Below are 14,985 nucleotides of genomic sequence, written 5' to 3' on the forward strand. Positions count from 1 at the left end.
AAAGGTCATGGCATCAGGTTCCTCAGGGTAATGGTGTCCTGGGCGATCTGGTACAGATAGGCGTTGCCGGTAAAGGTCGTGGAATAGGTCTGGTTCCACTGGCTCAGGACGAGCGGTGTATCGCTGGTATCTCGTAATCCACGGGCCACTGACTGCAAGAGCGCCGAATAGCGCACCGCCCGGATCAAGGTGGCCGAGCTGGTAGCGGGTGTGAGGGTAAAGGAGGAGACGCTCTTGTCGACACCGACGCCATAGTCGAAGCGCAGATCGCGAATACCGCTGATGAGCTGAGCGGTGCCGGTATCACCCTTGATCCGAGTACAGGCGCCATTGCCGCAGGCCAGCAGATTACTCGCACAGACCAAGGCGCCTGGACGTTCGTTGGCCGCCCCAGTGGTGAAGTTCGAATCGGTCGCCAGGGAAAAGCGCTCGACGATCACCGCGTTCTGAGCGGTATTGGAGTACTCGTAAGGGGTATCGGCGTTGTTGGCCAAGGTGCTCGACTGGGCACTCAGCACCTGACCGCGGCAGTCGACTTCCCGCGCATCGCGCGCCTGGTAACGAATACAGATACTGGTCGCATCGCCAGTCACCGAGGCACCCGCCGCGAACTTGCAACCCAGGGCGTTGCCGGTATTCGAGCTTCCGCTGTCAGCCGGAAAATCCTGGGTGACCGCGATATCCGGTCGCCGTCGATAGCCCGCCTTGGCCAGCTCCTGATTCAGCAGCGCCAGCGCGAAGCGGCCATTCTCCTGGTTGACCTCCTGGCTCTGCTGGAACAGGTAGGTTTTCTTGTTGTTGATGTAGAGCTGGGTGATTCCCAGGATCAGAAAGCTGCTGATGGCCAGGGCAACCATCAGCTCGACGATGGACAGTCCACGTTGCCGGGCCGATGCGTTCACGAAGCGGTTGAGCATTGAACTGGCCTCAGAGTCGGGTTCGCAAACGGTAGGTACAGATGGAGCTGGTACCGTTGTCAGTCGGAGTACCACCGTCCAGGCAGCTGTCGACCGGCGCGACCCAGGCCACCTGGATCTCGAGGTAGTTGCCTCCCTTACAGGACGCCGCCGCTCCCGCAGGACCCGGGGTCGCGTTCTGACAGACATAAAAGGAACTGCTCAGCAGATCCGCCGCACCGGGCAGCAGCGCACTGGCCTGGGCTGCCCAGCAGGCAAGCTGATCAGCCGCAGCGACTGGGGTCGGACGACAGCTTGCCGGTGCACTCGCGAATTCATCGTTAGGCGCCTTGAGGTAGCTGTCGACCGCTGTCGGGTTGGCGCGGACGAGCTCCAGAAGGTCATTGGTCAGCATCATGGCAGCGTTGCGCTGGACGGAGTCTTGAGTAAAAGGCACCGCCTTGCTCTGCAAGGCGGCAATGCCAAGCAGACCCACGCAGATCAGCACGACGCTGACCAACACCTCAATCATGCTGAAGCCTGACTGCAGCCTCCTCACGTGCACTCCCCAGTCACGGGCCGGTCAGTGGATGGCTGGGTGATCCGTCCGGTCACGCTGACACCCACGAAACGGCACTGCCCAGCCTGGTCGACTGGGCAAAGGGTGAAACACTGATTGATCGTGGCACCGGTAGCACCGGTCGCATTGAAGCTCGCCTGAGCGGCACCCGAGCTCACCGTTATGCCACTCTGCAAACCGCCGGCGTCGATACGCCTGAGTATCTGCCCTGCTGCCGTGATGTTGAAGCCGGCATTCCAGGTGGTCGCACTATCAGCCGTCAGCGTTACCGTCACCCCCCGGGTGATGGCTTCGCTACGCGCATACTGCAACACCGTTACCAACTCATCGGCAGCGGCCTGGACCTTGTTGGAGCGGATCAGACCGGCAAAACTGGGCGCGGCGATGGCCAAGAAGATGCCCAGCAAGGCGACAACTACCAACATCTCGATCAGGGTAAAACCCTGGGCGGGACGTAATGACCTGTTTTTCATGACGGGGTATCCAAGCGAAAAGCGCAAGCCGGGAATCTCCTTCCGCGGCGAGACAGCACTCAGTCGTCATCCTTGAGCATTCAGACAATAGCGTATCGACCCGGCGTCACAAGCCTGGACGTGTTCCGCTGATACCTGTGTCTACCATGCTGAATCCATGGGCAACGCAAGTCAGCAGACGCGGGATAGTCGGCCCCGAAACCATGATGGCCGGCGTAGCCGCCTTGGCGTGTATCAGCCCTGACCACCAGGCCGAGCAGCCCCGTGATGGGTAGCGAAGGCAGCATCCATTGGCGATGCGATCCGAGTTCCAAGAGCTACTCACTGGCTCTGGCCGTGAAGGAATTTTCTCTCCAGCCGTGGGTACAGCGTTCCGGTGTAGCCCCGTACAGCAGCGACCTGATCCTTAGCTATAAGGCAAAAGTGAAGCCCGCAGCCTCCTGCACGCTCGCTCGACCTCATGGGTAACGGGATGGTGGGAATGCTGCACCCAGGCGGGCTGCAAATCAGCAACAGCTGGATATTCGGCCATCCTGGCGGGATGACTGGACAGGACCGGGACAGACGAAACGGAAGGCTGCGGCGTGGCGCATTGCCTTGCAGAATGCAAATAAAGCTGACTATCAATGTGCCAGCTAAGCATTAGGACCTATTCCAAAAGACCTGAGGGCCAGGGTCTATCGGCCAGCGCCCAGCAAAGCCAAGACGCTTTCGCGGAAGCAACCGAGGGGCTGCTGATCATGGCAACGGTCTTTAGCTCCCCTCGCCTGGCTCCCGATTCTCTGCGCTCTGCCTCCGCTTTCCTGGCCGGAGGATTGCAGAGCAGCGTACCCCTGCCTATCCACCTCATTAATTGAACGAACAAATAATAAACTGATATTTAAATTGAAAGAACGAACAATCAAAAACAATTAGAACTACCAACTTCTCATTCAAGCCAGATAACGCCCGACACAACTAGCCAAACACCGTGCGATTGTTCTAAAACAGTAAAGATCCTATCTGGAGCAGCCGTCACGCCTCGCTTGCAGCTCCTGGATAAAAAAGCGAAAGAGCCACTTCCAATCCGCACGACGAAATAGCGAAGCGCCTGCCTCCATCGACAGGCCGCAACTTTTCACCCTCGAACGCCGCGCCGAGTTGGCGCCGTAACGCCTCTGCTTTCATCTACCGACAATGACAAGGCCGCTATGCACGACTCGAAGAAAATCGATTATTCGCTGAATACCGCCGACACTTCCGCACCGCACTCCGCGCTGGACAATGCCGCCATCATTTCCGCCTACCGGCGCTGGGCCAATGTCTATGATCGGGTGTTCGGCGGCGTTTCCGCCCCCGGTCGCAAGCGTGCGGTAGCGGCGGTCAACGCCCTGGCGGGTACCCGGGTGCTGGAAGTGGGCGTCGGGACGGGGCTGGCCCTGCCCCACTATGGCGCCGACAAGCGCGTCACCGGGATCGATCTCTCGCCCGACATGCTGGCCAAGGCCCGGGAGCGGGTCATTCGCGACGACATCACCACGGTGGATGCCCTGCTCGAAGCCAATGCCGAGGAAACCGGCCTGCCCACCGGCTCCTTCGATATCGCCGTGGCCATGTTCGTGGCCTCCGTGGTGCCCAATCCGCGCAAGCTGATGCAGGAGATGCGCCGGGTGGTGAAGCCGGGAGGTCACCTCTTGCTGGTCAATCACTTCCAGGCCGAGAGCGGCCTGCGGCTGCTGGCGGAAAAGGCCTTGGCACCGGCCTCGCGCAAGCTCGGTTGGCACCCGGACTTCGCCATGGACTCCATCCTCTCCCGCGAAGACCTGCGCCGCGCCAGTCGCAGCAGCGTGCCGCCCTTCGGGCTGTTCACCCTGGTGCAGCTGACCAACGACTGATGGCTACTCCACGCGATAGCCACGTCCCGCCAGGCAGTCCGCCAGCGCCTGGCGAAAGCGTGGGGTGAGGTAGGGATCGCCGACCGCGCCGGGTCGTTCGGGATCGAAGCCCGACTCCCCGGCGGCGTAGCGCCGGCAGTCATAGCGATCCGTGGCGTAGCGCTGCGGCGACTGCCCCTGCATAGGATAGGCGGTGACGTCATAGGCGTCGTAGTCCCTTCCGGCAGGCGCTGCCGTCGTGGCCGGCACGGCCGCCACGGTGGGATCGGCGACGGTGACGAAGCCGCCGCCCGGATCGGTGCGGTAGTAGCTACCCGCGGCGAAGTAGTAGGTGGTGCCGCCCATCCACAGGGTCTCGGCAAAGGCCGGCAGGACGCTGACCCGTACCCCGGTCGGTGGCAGGGTCACCACATAGCGCGGCCCCTGGGGTCGATACCAGTAGCCGTCGGCATAGTAGTACTGGCTGTCGCGGTACCAGACGCGGGTAAAGCCGGCCGGCACGCCCGGCACCTCGAAGCCCGGACGCCACTGGGGATTGGTGCCCCAGCCCGGACGCGGACCGGCCCACTGGGGATCCCGCTCCGGACGCGGTGGCGGCGGCGGCGGGTAGTTCCGCCCCGGTTGGTCGGGCGCCGGCATCATATAGCCAGGGCGCGGTAAGGGAACGGGGCGATCCTGCCAGGCCGGCTGATAGCCCGGCCGCGGTGGCGTGGGGTCGTTGCGCTCCCAGCGCTCCAGCGCCGGACCATTGCCGCGCCCAGGACCGTCGCCACGCGCGGGCGGACCACCATTCCAGTCACCCTGGCCACCGCCCTGCCAGCGCCCGGCATTGCCGGCAGGAGCGATCGGCGGCGGCTGGGCCCCGGCTGGCGGAGTCACGTAGCCGCCGCCGAGGCGATAGTTGTTATCGGCCCAGGCGGGCGCGGCGTTCCACAGGGAAACGCCGAAAAGGACGAGCGCACACAGCACGGCAGGCGATTTCATCGCACGGCTCCACGAGGGATGATCCAGAGTACCCCAAGGCTTGGACCCTGCCCCAGCCTGGCCGTTAGCCGCGCGCCCCTCTGCCATCGAACGGCCGCCACGGACTGCCGAGGGCAAGCCGGAAAAGCCACAGGCCGCAAAGGCGGAGCGGACGCCCGGGCCTGGAATCTCCCAGGGCCGTGCAGGCATTCCCGGGTCGCTCCCTGGAGGCGGCGGGGAAGTTTCTGCCCCTCTGTCATCGCACTTCTAGCGGTCCGCTCGGGTCTATGGCCCCACGCAAGGAGGAAAACACATGTCGAAACACCATCATCACGTTGGCTGGTTCAAGCGCCGCCATGAGGTAAAACCGGACGACCTCACCATCGTCGACAATTCTCTGGTCAAGCGTGCCGTCGGCGCCGCCGCCCTCGGCAACGCCATGGAATGGTTCGACTTCGGCGTTTACGGCTACCTGGCCGTGACCCTGGGCAAGGTCTTCTTTCCCGATGGCGATGCCGCCGCCCAGCTGATCGCCACCTTCGCGACCTTTACCGTGGCCTTCCTGGTCCGCCCGATCGGTGGCATGGTCTTTGGCCCCCTGGGCGACAAGTACGGTCGCCAGAAGGTGCTGGCCCTGACCATGATCATGATGGCCCTGGGCACCTTCAGCATCGGCCTGATCCCCAGCTACCAGAGCATCGGCATCTGGGCACCGGCCCTGCTTTTGCTGGCGCGCGTGGTGCAGGGCTTTTCCACCGGGGGTGAATACGGCGGCGCGGCGACCTTCATCGCCGAATACGCCACCGACAAGACCCGCGGACGCATGGGCAGCTGGCTGGAATTCGGCACCCTGGCTGGCTATATCGCCGGCGCGGGAACGGTGACGGCGCTCACCGCGGCCCTGACCCAGGAACAGCTGCTCGACTGGGGCTGGCGCGTACCCTTCTTTATCGCCGGCCCGCTCGGCCTGCTCGGCCTCTATATGCGCCTCAAGCTGGAAGAGACCCCGGCGTTCAAGGCCCATACCGAAGCCAACGAAGGCAAGGCGGCGGACGGTCCGGCGCACAGCCTGCGCGAGCTGTTCACCCTGCATCGCGTCGCCCTGCTCAAGTGCATCGGCCTGGTGCTGGTGTTCAACGTCACCGACTACATGCTGCTGACCTACATGCCCAGCTACCTTGCCGTGACCATGGGCTACGCCGAGACCAAGGGGCTGCTGCTGATCCTCATCGTCATGGTGGTGATGATGCCGCTCAACATCCTCGGCGGCTTCTTCAGCGACCGCCTGGGCCGCAAGCCGATGATCATCGGCGCCTGTCTGGCGATCCTGGTCCTGGCGATTCCCTGCCTCAAGCTGATCGGCAGCGGCCACGACTGGCTGATCTTCCTCGGCCTGATGCTCCTGGGCGTGGCCCTGGCCTGCTTTACCAGCACCATGCCTTCCACCCTGCCGGCACTGTTCTACACCCCGATCCGCTACAGCGCTCTGTCCATCGCCTTCAACATCTCGGTGTCGCTGTTCGGGGGCACTACCCCGCTGGTCACTGCCTGGCTGGTGGAAAAGACCGGCGACCCCCTGGTGCCGGCCTACTACCTGATGGCGGCGGCCGTGATCGGCATCCTGACCATGCTCACCGTGCGAGAAACCGCCGGCAAACCCCTGCGCGGCTCGCCGCCCTCGGTGGCCAGCGAAGAGGAAGCCAAGGAATACCTGGCCAGCGACGCACCCCTGACCGTGGACAAGCAGCCGCCTGGGCAGGCGTAAGCTTGAAGGTCTGCTCGCGGCCATGGCGGTCCGCCGAGGCGGCCGCTCCTACAAGCATGGACTTTTGTAGGAGCGGCCCATGGTCGCGATCGAATAGCCTCCAAAGCAGCGGCCGCCATGGCCGCGATGCTCTTCCCACCTAATCTCTCCCCAAACGCCCCCTCTCCCTCTGGGAGAGGGCCGGGGTGAGGGTGAGCCCAACGCCAAAACTTCCGCCCAAAAGAAAAGGGGAGACCTTGCGGCCTCCCCTTGAATTCGTTGTCCTCTCGCACCGCTCGTGACGGTGGCTGCGATCGACCAGGAATGGTGACCTGGGCGGGCCCGGGCGCGGCTGACGGGATACCGTCGTTGGCGATGCGAAAGGCCCTCCTGGGGCGCCTTCGTTGGACAGCTCTACCGGGCTATCGAAGTTGAGTTCAGCTTACGCCCCTGCTGCCAGCAGCGGGTTGCGTTGTGCAGCTTCTTTCCTACCTCTTGCGCAATCCCTGGCCATAAACCTAGCATTAGGCGCAATCGGCTAGCGTAAGGCATGCAAAATGGACAAACTCGATCGCTTCGATCTGAAAATCTTGGCAGAACTGCAGCGCGACGCGCGTCTGTCCAACCAGGAACTGGCCGAACGCATCGGCCTGTCGCCCTCGCCCTGCTCGCGACGGGTCAAGCAGCTGGAAGACAGTGGCTACATCACCCGCCAGGTCGCCCTGCTCGATCGCAAGAAACTCGGGCTGTCGCTGACCGCCTTCGTGCTGATCGGCATGGACAGGCACACCCCCGAGCGCTTCGAGAACTTCCAGGGGATCATCGCCCAGTGCCCCGAGGTCCTGGAGTGCTGCCTGGTCACCGGCATGGATGCGGATTATCAGCTCAAGGTGGTAGTGCCCGACATGGAGCACTATCAGCAGCTGCTGCTGGGCACCCTGACGCGCATCGAGGGGGTCTCCAGCGTGCGCTCGAGTTTCGTGCTCAACCAGATCCTGGCCAGCACCGAACTACCGCTCAACCATCTGCGGCCCTGAGCGCGGCGCGGCCTCGGCACCCGGGGCGAGAAAGGGCGGCAGCACCAGCATGTGGGGTACGGCGAAGGCCGCCAGCACGGCGAACAGCGCCCGGATGCCGGTGCGCTCCTGCAACACGAAGACCAGGCCACCGGCCAGGGTGAAGACGGCCGCGCCCAGCAGGATCGGCCAGGTCAGCTGCAGATAGGCCGTGAAGGTAGGCGCCCCCAGCAGCCGCTGGCGTACCCCGGTCTGGGGTGCGGCGTGCAGCAGGTAGAAGCCCAGGGCGAAACCGACCAGAGGCGGCGCCAGCACCACGGCCAGCAGCATGGCCGCCAGCCAGGGACGGCGGCGCTGCCAGGCGGCCAGCAGCAGCACCGGCAGTGCCAGGGTCCCAGCCAGGACCAGCAGCCTGGCCAGCCACTCGGCCAACGCCGGAGCGGCATCCGGCCCCATGGCCAGCGCCAATAGCCGGGCCACGGCCGTCTCATGCAGCACAGCCGGACCACCCACGATGAACAGTCCCAGCGCCAGCGCACTCAGCCGATCGGCGAAGAGTTCGTCTTCATGGGCGAAATGCCAGATCGACAACAGCAGGAACAGCGGCAGCGCCAGCGTCCCCGCCAGTTGCCAGCAGAGCAGGCAGGTCAGGGCCGTCGCCAGGTAGCTGCCAAGAAAGGCGAGGCGCCGTGCGGGAGCGACCAGGCGCAGATCGCTGGCGCCATGCAGGAGCCCCAGCCCCAGGCCCACCAGCAGCGCAAAGGCCAGCTGCCCTGCCCCACCCGCCAGGCTGGCGAGCCCGGCGGCCGGCAGCAACAGCCATCCGCCGCGCCCGATGGCCGTCATGCTCAGACGCCAGACCGCGCCAGGGCCGCCTTGAGATTGCGCTCCGAGGTGAAGGCGTAGACCACCTTGGCCAGCACATCGAGAATCAGGAAGACCCAGACCGTGGCCGCGTCACTCACCGCCCAGACGCCCTCGGGTCCCACGGCGAAGACCACCGGATAGATCAGCCAGAGCACACTGAGAAAGCCGACGTTCTTGCGATAGGCCGCACCAATGGCGGCATGCTGCCCGGCCAGGGTCGCCAGCGGCTTCCACAGCAGATAGAGCACCCCGACGAAGGCGGCGCAGGACCAGGCGAAGAACACCCACTTGATGGTGCCGTAGGGCGCCAGGGACGCGACCAGACCGGTCACGATCATCACCACGTCGAGAGTCACGATGGAGGCCACGAAACCGGCCTGGCCTTCCTGCTCGCGGGCACCCAGGTAGGCCGAGCTCACCACCCCGGCCAGCAGCAGCGGCGTGGTGAAGGTCCAGTCCAGGTAGCGGGCGACATAGGTGATGCTGCCGTCCGGCTTGATCAGGTTGCCGACCCCCAGGTACATGGCCAGATAGGCCGTGGCGGCGATGAAGGGCACGGCGGCATGAACCAGGGTATGGCCACGCAGCGGACCGCGGTGGGCGCCCTTGGCATAGATGGCCAGGGAGGCGAGCGACATGATGACGAAGCCGATCAGCAGAAGGGTGGGACTCATGGGGTTTCTCCAGGGGACGATAGGTGCGCACTGACGGGCCAGGCCCTCTGGAGTAGGGGTTTCTCGGCGACCGCTGCGCTTAAGGTAGAGAAGCCGCCGCGTGAGTTGGTTCAAAATGTTTCAGAGAGTCATGCGGTGTCCCCCTTGATCGGGATCAAGATGTCCTCAGCAGCGCTCGGGCAGGCTGCGCCGTTTCGTGCCGACCCAGGAATCCCCATGCTGCCGGCCCAGAACGTGATGCTGAGCTACGGACGCTGCTGCGCCAGCCCCGCCTTCTTCGATGACTTCTACCAGCGCTTCCTGGCCAGTTCGCCACGGGTGCGGGAGAAATTCGCCCACACCGACATGGCTGCCCAGCAGTTGCTGCTGCGCCACGGCATCATGAACCTGGTCCTCGTCGCCCGCGGCATGCCCGCCACCAAGCTGCGCCATCTCGGCGAAAGCCATTGCCGCGCACGGCTGGACATCGACGCCGAACTCTACGGCCTCTGGGTCGACTGCCTGCTCGCCAGCCTGGCCAAGCACGATGCCGACTTCTCTCCAGCGCTGCGCCAGGAATGGCGGGACGTGCTGGAGGCCGGGATCGCGGTGATGCGCAGCTACTACTGAGCGGACTGGGCCCTGCTGGGCTTCGCTGCGCTCAACCTACGCCCCCCTGCACCGTACTCGCCCCAAACACCCCCTCTCCCTCAGGGAGAGGGCCGGGGTGAAGGCAAACCCAAGCGTCTGAATTTGGACAAGGCACCAGGAACCGCTGCAATCTTCCTGCTCTATCCTTCCCTCCTGACCAGCAACCGGAGGCCCAGCCGTGCGCAAGATCATCCAGATTCAGGTACTGCCTGCCGATGCGGAATCGGCGTCCAACCGGCTTTTCGCCCTTTGCGACGACGGTTCGCTGTGGTTGTGGGCTTCTCAGGCCGCCGACGGCTGGCAACCGCTACCGCCGATCCCTGCTGCTTATCCCGATGCGGTCGCCGATACGGTCAACAAACCCGCCCAGGCGGGCGCCCGGTGGACAGCCGAAGACGACACCCAGCTCGCGCAACTCTGGTACGAGGCCCAACTGGATGTCGCCCGTATCGCCGCACAGGTCCAGCGCAGCGAGGGCGCCATCGTGTCGCAACTGGTCAAACTCGACTTCTTCGCCTCGAGCGAAGACGCCCGTGCCGCCAATCGCCTGCGCCGCAAGACGCCGGCCGACTCGACACCGGACTAGGGGAGCAAAGCGCCTGGTCGGGCAAGGCCGCTACTGCGCTGCGCTCATCAACAACCCCACAAACGCCTCCGCCTGCGGCGACACCTCGTCCCGGCGCCTGAGCAACCACACCGCCGAAGTCGCCTCCGGATCATCCAATTCCCGATACACCAGCCCTTCCATCTGGGTGCGCTGGTAGGTGGCGGGTAGCACGGTAACGCCGAGGCCGGCGGCGACCAGGCCGAGGATGATGAGGACCTCGCTGGCCTCCTGGACGATGCGCGGGGTGAAGCCGGCGCGGGCGGCGAGGCTGTGGAGCTGCTGGTAGAGGCCGGTGCCAAAGCTGCGCGGGAAGTAGACGAAGGGCTCGTCGGCGAGGGCGGCCAGGGGCAGCGGGCCGCTGCCCTGCTGGGCCAGGGGATGGTCGTGGCGCAGGGCGACCACCAGGGGTTCGCGGAAGAGTTCGACCGCCACCAGGGCGTCGGGCAACTCGATGGGGCGGATCAGGCCGATCTGCAGGTTGCCGGCGAGCATGGCGTCGATCTGTTCGCGACTGCTCATCTCCTGCAGTTGCAGGCGCACCTCGGGATAGGCGCGGCGGTAGGCGAACAGCGTCTTGGGGATGGTGGCGACGAAGGGCGAGGAGGCGCTGAAGCCCACCTGCAATTGCCCGGTCTCGCCGCGGCCGGCGCGACGGACCCGTTCGGCGGCGCGTTCGCTGGCCAGGAGGATCTGCCGGGCCTCGTCGAGAAACAGCCGGCCGGCCTCGGTCAGGGCGACGCGTCGATTGGTGCGCTCCAGCAGGCGGGTGCCCAGCTCGGTCTCCAGGGCCTGGATCTGTTGGCTGAGCGGTGGCTGGGAGATGTTCAGGCGCTCGGCGGCGCGGCCGAAGTGCAGCTCTTCGGCCACCGCCACGAAGTACCTCAGGTGGCGCAATTCCATACGTCTTCCATTGAGTCGTAAAACCTATCAATCGAGACGGACAATATATTGGATATATGGCAGCGACCAGCCTAGGGTGGTGAGATCAGACATACCCTGAGGTACCCGTGAACACGTCCCGGTCGTCCGCCACGCCATCCGCCCCCACCCTGACCACCCTGCCCGCCGCCAACGAAGCCCACCACGAACCGGACGCCTTCATCGAGAAGGGCACGCCGCAATTCCTGCGCACCGCCCTGGCACTGTTCTGCGGCGGCTTCGCCACCTTCGCCCTGCTCTATTGCGTGCAGCCGCTGATGCCGATCTTTTCCCAGGCCTTCGGCCTCACCGCCGCGGCCAGCAGTCTGTCGCTGTCCTTGGCCACCGGGTTGATGGCCTGCGGCCTGCTGGTGACCGGGCCGATCTCCGATGCCATCGGGCGCAAGTCGGTGATGGTCTATGCGCTGTTCGCCGCTGGGGCCTTTACCCTGCTCAGCGCCCTGGTGCCCACCTGGGACGGCATCCTGGTGACCCGTGCGCTGGTCGGGCTATCGCTGGCCGGGGTGGCGGCGGTGGCCATGACCTACCTGGCCGAGGAAGTGCATCCCGAGCACCTGGGCTATGCCATGGGCCTCTATATCAGTGGCAATGCCCTGGGCGGGATGTCCGGCCGGGTGATCAGCGGGGTGCTGGTGGACTTCGTCTCCTGGCGCATCGCCCTCGGCGCCCTGGGGGTGCTGGCACTGGTGGCGGCGCTGCTGTTCAAGCGCAGCCTGCCGGCGTCGAAACGCTTCCAGCCACGGCCGCTACGACCGCGCAGCCTGCTCGCCGGCTATGCCCTGCACTTTCGCGACGCCGGCCTGCCCTGGCTGTTCCTGGAGGCCTTCCTGCTGATGGGCGCCTTCGTCACCCTGTTCAACTACATCGCCTATCGCCTGCTGGCCGAGCCCTATCATCTCAGCCAGGCCTGGATCGGCGTCCTCTCGCTGGTCTATCTGGCCGGTATCTACAGCTCGGCCAAGTTCGGCAGCCTGGCCGATCGCTTCGGTCGGCGACAGGTGTTCGCCGCGGCCATCGTGCTCAAGCTCGGCGGCCTGCTGCTGACCCTGTTCACCCCGCTGTGGCTGGTGCTGCCGGGGATGCTGCTGTTCACCTTCGGCTTCTTCGGCGCCCACTCGGTGGCCAGCAGTTGGGTGGGCCGCCGGGCGCGCCAGGCGCGAGGCCAGGCGTCGTCGCTCTATCTGTTCAGCTACTACGCCGGTTCCAGCGTGGCCGGGACCCTGGGCGGCTTCTGCTGGCACCTGGGTGGCTGGACCGGGGTCGGCCTGTTCATCGGCGCCCTGCTGCTGGCGGCCCTGGCCGTGGCGATTCGGCTGTCGCGATTGCAGCCGCTGCCGGCGGCCTGATCGCGGGCCGCGGTGGCTTCAGGCAGGAGGAAATTCCCTGGAGCCGCCGAGAAGACCCTGATCGCGATAACCTTCAGCGACAGCTTCGCCTTTACCTTCACCCCTCTCCCGCGAATCGGGGTTGGCGCTGCCGCTCGTCGCACGGAGCGGCGTTTCATGCCCTGAAAAGGGGCTCTCTACCTCCCGCCACGCTAGCCTGTCTCTGGCTTGGCGGCGCGACTGTCACCTCTTCGCAAAGTTCAGACAAATGTTTGCCTAGGGTGGGAGCCGCTTGGATAATGCGCGCCGAACGCTGCAATACCCTGCTCATCAGGGATAGATGAAACGGCAAGCACGTAAGGCTCCGGGGTAGATTCGGCTGTGAACATGCACTTCCAGATTAGCGATTGGCGCGCCTGGGCACCTGGTCTTGGCGACCAGGACGCCTGGCGGCAGTGGTGCGCCGCGCCCTGGCGTCCGGCGGACGACGGCAGCCAGCCCGATGCCAGCTTTCTGCCGGCCATGCAGCGCCGCCGCCTGAGTCGGCTGGCGCGCATGACCTTCCAGGTGGCCTGGCCGCTGGCCGACGCCCATGGCGAGCCGCTGCCGCTGATCTTCGCCTCGCGCCACGGCGAGACCCCGCGCACCCTGTCCATCCTTCAGGAACTGGCCCGCGGCGAGCCGCTCTCGCCCACCCAGTTCAGCCTCTCGGTGCACAACGCCATCATCGGCCAGTGGTCGATCCTGCGCGGCGACCACAGCGAGATGAACGCCCTGGCCACCGGTCGCGACGGCCTCGAACACGCCGTGCTGGAGGCCTGCACCCTGCTCGCCGAAGGTGCCAGCGGGGTGCTGGTGGTGATCGCCGAGGAGGCGCCGCCGACGCTCTATGCGCCGCAGATCGACGACGTCCCCTTTCCCTATGCCGTGGGCCTGCTGCTGACCCCGGGCGGCAGCCATGGCCTGAGCGGTGCGCCGGCTCCGGCGGATGCCGCGACCAGCGCCTGGCCCCACGCCCTGGAGTTGCTGCGCCTGCTGGAAGCGCCTGGCGCCCTGCACCTCGCCTATGCCGGGCGCGCCTGGCACTGGCGGGCGGGGGCCCGCGGATGAGCGGCCGCCTGGACTACGGCTACCGCCTGCTGGCCACGGGGCTCAACTTCGTGGTGTTCGGCTGCGGCGCCCTGGTCTTTCGCCTGCTGATCCTGCCGCTGCTGCTGGCGCTGCCGGGCGATCCCCTGCGCCGCCGCCAGCGCGCGCGGCGGGCCAATGCCCGGCTGTTCCGCTTCTTCGTCGCCTTCATGGTGCTGACCCGGGTGATGAATCTGCGCATCCAGGGCCGCGAGCGCCTGGGGCGTCCGGGCCAGCTGATCATCGCCAACCACCCCTCGCTGATCGACGTGGTGGTGCTCATCGGCCTGGTGCCGGACGCCAATTGCGTGGTCAAGCAGGGTCTCTGGCAGAACCCCTATCTCAAGCGGCAGATCCAGGCCGCCGGCTACATCAGCAACAACGGCAGCGCCGAGATGCTCGACGAAGCCGCCGACGCCCTGCGCGACGGCCAGACGCTGATCATCTTTCCCGAAGGCACCCGCACCACCCCCGGCGAGCCGCCGCGCTTCCACCGCGGCGCCGCCGCCATCGCCCTGCGCGGCGCCCGCTGCATCACCCCGGTGATCATCCGTGTGGTGCCCAGCACCCTGACCAAGGCCACGCCCTGGTATCGCATTCCCTCCCGGCGCTTCGACTTCCAGCTGGACGTCGGTGCCGACATCGATCCCTCCACCTTCGCCGGGCGGCCATTGCCGCTGGCGTCGCGTGAACTCAACGACCAGCTGCACCAGCTCTACCTGAAGGAAACCGGCAACCATGACTGATCTCAATCTCGAGCTCAAAGGCCTGATCATCGAGGCACTCGGCCTCGAGGACGTCACCGTCGACGACATCGGCGACGACCAGATCCTGTTCGGCGACGGCCTGGGCCTGGATTCGGTGGACGCCCTGGAGCTGGGCCTGGCGATCCAGAAGCGCTACGGCATCCGCATCGACGCCGAAGCCAAGGACACCCGCACCCATTTCGCCAACGTCAACGCCCTTGCGGCCTTTGTCGCCGCCCAGCGCGCCGCCTGAGGAGATCGCCATGCAAAGCCGTGAAGCCATCTTCGAGACCCTGCGCAGCGCCCTGGTCGAACTCTTCGAGCTGGAGCCCGAGCGGGTGACCCTGGAGGCCAACCTCTACGAGGACCTGGAGATCGACAGCATCGACGCCGTCGACCTGATCGACCACCTGCGGCGCCAGACCGGCCACAAGATCGCCGCCGAGCAATTCCGCCAGGTGCGCACCGTGGGTGACGTGGTCGAGGCCGTCCATCGCATCAGCCAGACGGACGCCTGATCCGC

17 protein-coding genes are annotated in these 14,985 nt (G+C 65.6%); 10 read left to right on the forward strand and 7 right to left on the reverse strand.

The genetic code is table 11. The features are described from left to right. Positions 1-5 precede the first annotated feature (5 nt). From EC839_RS18060 to EC839_RS18070, 3 genes are read right to left on the reverse strand one after another with little or no spacing between them, the layout of a single operon-like run. Complete coding sequence (locus EC839_RS18060; RefSeq protein WP_007161034.1) at positions 6-917, reverse strand: PilW family protein; 912 nt, start codon at positions 915-917, stop codon at positions 6-8. 10 nt (positions 918-927) lie between these two features. Then, positions 928-1,461, reverse strand: coding sequence for a type IV pilus modification protein PilV (pilV, locus tag EC839_RS18065; RefSeq protein WP_039975920.1), 534 nt, complete (start codon positions 1,459-1,461; stop codon positions 928-930). Next, positions 1,452-1,976 carry a GspH/FimT family pseudopilin gene (locus EC839_RS18070; protein ID WP_051119468.1) on the reverse strand — a complete coding sequence of 175 codons (525 nt, stop codon included), beginning with the start codon at positions 1,974-1,976 and terminating at the stop codon, positions 1,452-1,454. The genes pilV and EC839_RS18070 overlap by 10 nt, the downstream gene beginning before the upstream one ends. Positions 1,977-3,139: 1,163 nt before the next feature. On the opposite strand from EC839_RS18070, the gene EC839_RS18075 reads away from it, so the two are divergent. After that, a complete protein-coding gene (locus EC839_RS18075) occupies positions 3,140-3,823 on the forward strand; it encodes a class I SAM-dependent methyltransferase (protein WP_007161037.1) in 684 nt (227 codons plus the stop codon). Between the two features lie 3 nt (positions 3,824-3,826). On the opposite strand, the gene EC839_RS18080 is transcribed toward EC839_RS18075, so the two are convergent. Beyond that, a complete protein-coding gene (locus EC839_RS18080) occupies positions 3,827-4,807 on the reverse strand; it encodes a DUF6515 family protein (RefSeq protein WP_007161038.1) in 981 nt (326 codons plus the stop codon). A gap of 292 nt (positions 4,808-5,099) precedes the next feature. Between EC839_RS18080 and proP the strand changes: the two genes are divergently transcribed. Both proP and EC839_RS18090 read left to right on the forward strand, forming a co-directional pair. Then, positions 5,100-6,551 (forward strand): glycine betaine/L-proline transporter ProP, encoded by a 1,452-nt coding sequence (gene proP / locus EC839_RS18085; RefSeq protein ID WP_007161039.1) that lies wholly within the window; start codon positions 5,100-5,102, stop codon positions 6,549-6,551. 536 nt (positions 6,552-7,087) lie between these two features. Beyond that, entirely contained in the window at positions 7,088-7,567 is a 480-nt protein-coding gene (locus EC839_RS18090; protein WP_007161040.1) for an Lrp/AsnC family transcriptional regulator, read from the forward strand. Here EC839_RS18090 and EC839_RS18095 read toward each other — a convergent pair. Continuing rightward, on the reverse strand, positions 7,541-8,392 hold the full coding sequence (locus EC839_RS18095) for a beta-carotene 15,15'-dioxygenase, Brp/Blh family (RefSeq protein ID WP_007161041.1): 852 nt from the start codon (positions 8,390-8,392) through the stop codon (positions 7,541-7,543). The genes EC839_RS18090 and EC839_RS18095 overlap by 27 nt on opposite strands. 2 nt (positions 8,393-8,394) lie before the next feature. Continuing rightward, a complete protein-coding gene (locus EC839_RS18100) occupies positions 8,395-9,087 on the reverse strand; it encodes a bacteriorhodopsin (protein ID WP_007161042.1) in 693 nt (230 codons plus the stop codon). Between the two features lie 216 nt (positions 9,088-9,303). Here EC839_RS18100 and EC839_RS18105 point away from each other — a divergent pair, with 216 nt between their 5' ends. Continuing rightward, complete coding sequence (locus EC839_RS18105; protein ID WP_007161043.1) at positions 9,304-9,696, forward strand: globin domain-containing protein; 393 nt, start codon at positions 9,304-9,306, stop codon at positions 9,694-9,696. Between the two features lie 199 nt (positions 9,697-9,895). Continuing rightward, positions 9,896-10,303 carry a hypothetical protein gene (locus EC839_RS18110; protein ID WP_007161044.1) on the forward strand — a complete coding sequence of 136 codons (408 nt, stop codon included), beginning with the start codon at positions 9,896-9,898 and terminating at the stop codon, positions 10,301-10,303. Between the two features lie 30 nt (positions 10,304-10,333). Here EC839_RS18110 and EC839_RS18115 read toward each other — a convergent pair whose 3' ends face one another. Continuing rightward, positions 10,334-11,224 (reverse strand): LysR substrate-binding domain-containing protein, encoded by an 891-nt coding sequence (locus EC839_RS18115; RefSeq protein WP_007161045.1) that lies wholly within the window; start codon positions 11,222-11,224, stop codon positions 10,334-10,336. Between the two features lie 149 nt (positions 11,225-11,373). On the opposite strand from EC839_RS18115, the gene EC839_RS18120 reads away from it, so the two are divergent. The 5 genes from EC839_RS18120 to EC839_RS18140 all read left to right on the forward strand — a co-directional run bounded on the left by EC839_RS18120 (position 11,374) and on the right by EC839_RS18140 (position 14,980). After that, entirely contained in the window at positions 11,374-12,609 is a 1,236-nt protein-coding gene (locus tag EC839_RS18120) for an MFS transporter (RefSeq protein ID WP_219860101.1), read from the forward strand. A 366-nt stretch (positions 12,610-12,975) separates the two neighbouring features. After that, entirely contained in the window at positions 12,976-13,698 is a 723-nt protein-coding gene (locus EC839_RS18125) for a beta-ketoacyl synthase chain length factor (RefSeq protein ID WP_039975955.1), read from the forward strand. Continuing rightward, on the forward strand, positions 13,695-14,462 hold the full coding sequence (locus EC839_RS18130; RefSeq protein WP_007161048.1) for a 1-acyl-sn-glycerol-3-phosphate acyltransferase: 768 nt from the start codon (positions 13,695-13,697) through the stop codon (positions 14,460-14,462). The genes EC839_RS18125 and EC839_RS18130 overlap by 4 nt, the downstream gene beginning before the upstream one ends. Continuing rightward, positions 14,455-14,715, forward strand: coding sequence for a phosphopantetheine-binding protein (locus EC839_RS18135; protein ID WP_007161049.1), 261 nt, complete (start codon positions 14,455-14,457; stop codon positions 14,713-14,715). The genes EC839_RS18130 and EC839_RS18135 overlap by 8 nt, the downstream gene beginning before the upstream one ends. A gap of 10 nt (positions 14,716-14,725) precedes the next feature. Next, the gene (locus tag EC839_RS18140; RefSeq protein WP_007161050.1) at positions 14,726-14,980 is read left to right on the forward strand and encodes an acyl carrier protein; all 255 of its coding nucleotides are present in this window, start codon (positions 14,726-14,728) and stop codon (positions 14,978-14,980) included. The last annotated feature ends 5 nt before the right edge of the window (positions 14,981-14,985 follow it).

Source organism: Pseudomonas sp. JUb52, assembly GCF_004341115.1.
In the GTDB taxonomy this organism is placed as follows: domain Bacteria; phylum Pseudomonadota; class Gammaproteobacteria; order Pseudomonadales; family Pseudomonadaceae; genus Chryseomonas; species Chryseomonas oryzihabitans.

Coding starts and splice junctions, on each gene's coding strand:
- EC839_RS18060 (WP_007161034.1), bottom strand. CDS start 917: ATGCTCAACCGCTTCGTGAACGCATCGGCCCGGCAACGTGGACTGTCC.
- EC839_RS18075 (WP_007161037.1), top strand. CDS start 3,140: ATGCACGACTCGAAGAAAATCGATTATTCGCTGAATACCGCCGACACT.
- EC839_RS18080 (WP_007161038.1), bottom strand. CDS start 4,807: ATGAAATCGCCTGCCGTGCTGTGTGCGCTCGTCCTTTTCGGCGTTTCC.
- proP (WP_007161039.1), top strand. CDS start 5,100: ATGTCGAAACACCATCATCACGTTGGCTGGTTCAAGCGCCGCCATGAG.
- EC839_RS18090 (WP_007161040.1), top strand. CDS start 7,088: ATGGACAAACTCGATCGCTTCGATCTGAAAATCTTGGCAGAACTGCAG.
- EC839_RS18095 (WP_007161041.1), bottom strand. CDS start 8,392: ATGACGGCCATCGGGCGCGGCGGATGGCTGTTGCTGCCGGCCGCCGGG.
- EC839_RS18100 (WP_007161042.1), bottom strand. CDS start 9,087: ATGAGTCCCACCCTTCTGCTGATCGGCTTCGTCATCATGTCGCTCGCC.
- EC839_RS18105 (WP_007161043.1), top strand. CDS start 9,304: ATGCTGCCGGCCCAGAACGTGATGCTGAGCTACGGACGCTGCTGCGCC.
- EC839_RS18115 (WP_007161045.1), bottom strand. CDS start 11,224: ATGGAATTGCGCCACCTGAGGTACTTCGTGGCGGTGGCCGAAGAGCTG.
- EC839_RS18125 (WP_039975955.1), top strand. CDS start 12,976: ATGCACTTCCAGATTAGCGATTGGCGCGCCTGGGCACCTGGTCTTGGC.
- EC839_RS18130 (WP_007161048.1), top strand. CDS start 13,695: ATGAGCGGCCGCCTGGACTACGGCTACCGCCTGCTGGCCACGGGGCTC.
- EC839_RS18135 (WP_007161049.1), top strand. CDS start 14,455: ATGACTGATCTCAATCTCGAGCTCAAAGGCCTGATCATCGAGGCACTC.
- EC839_RS18140 (WP_007161050.1), top strand. CDS start 14,726: ATGCAAAGCCGTGAAGCCATCTTCGAGACCCTGCGCAGCGCCCTGGTC.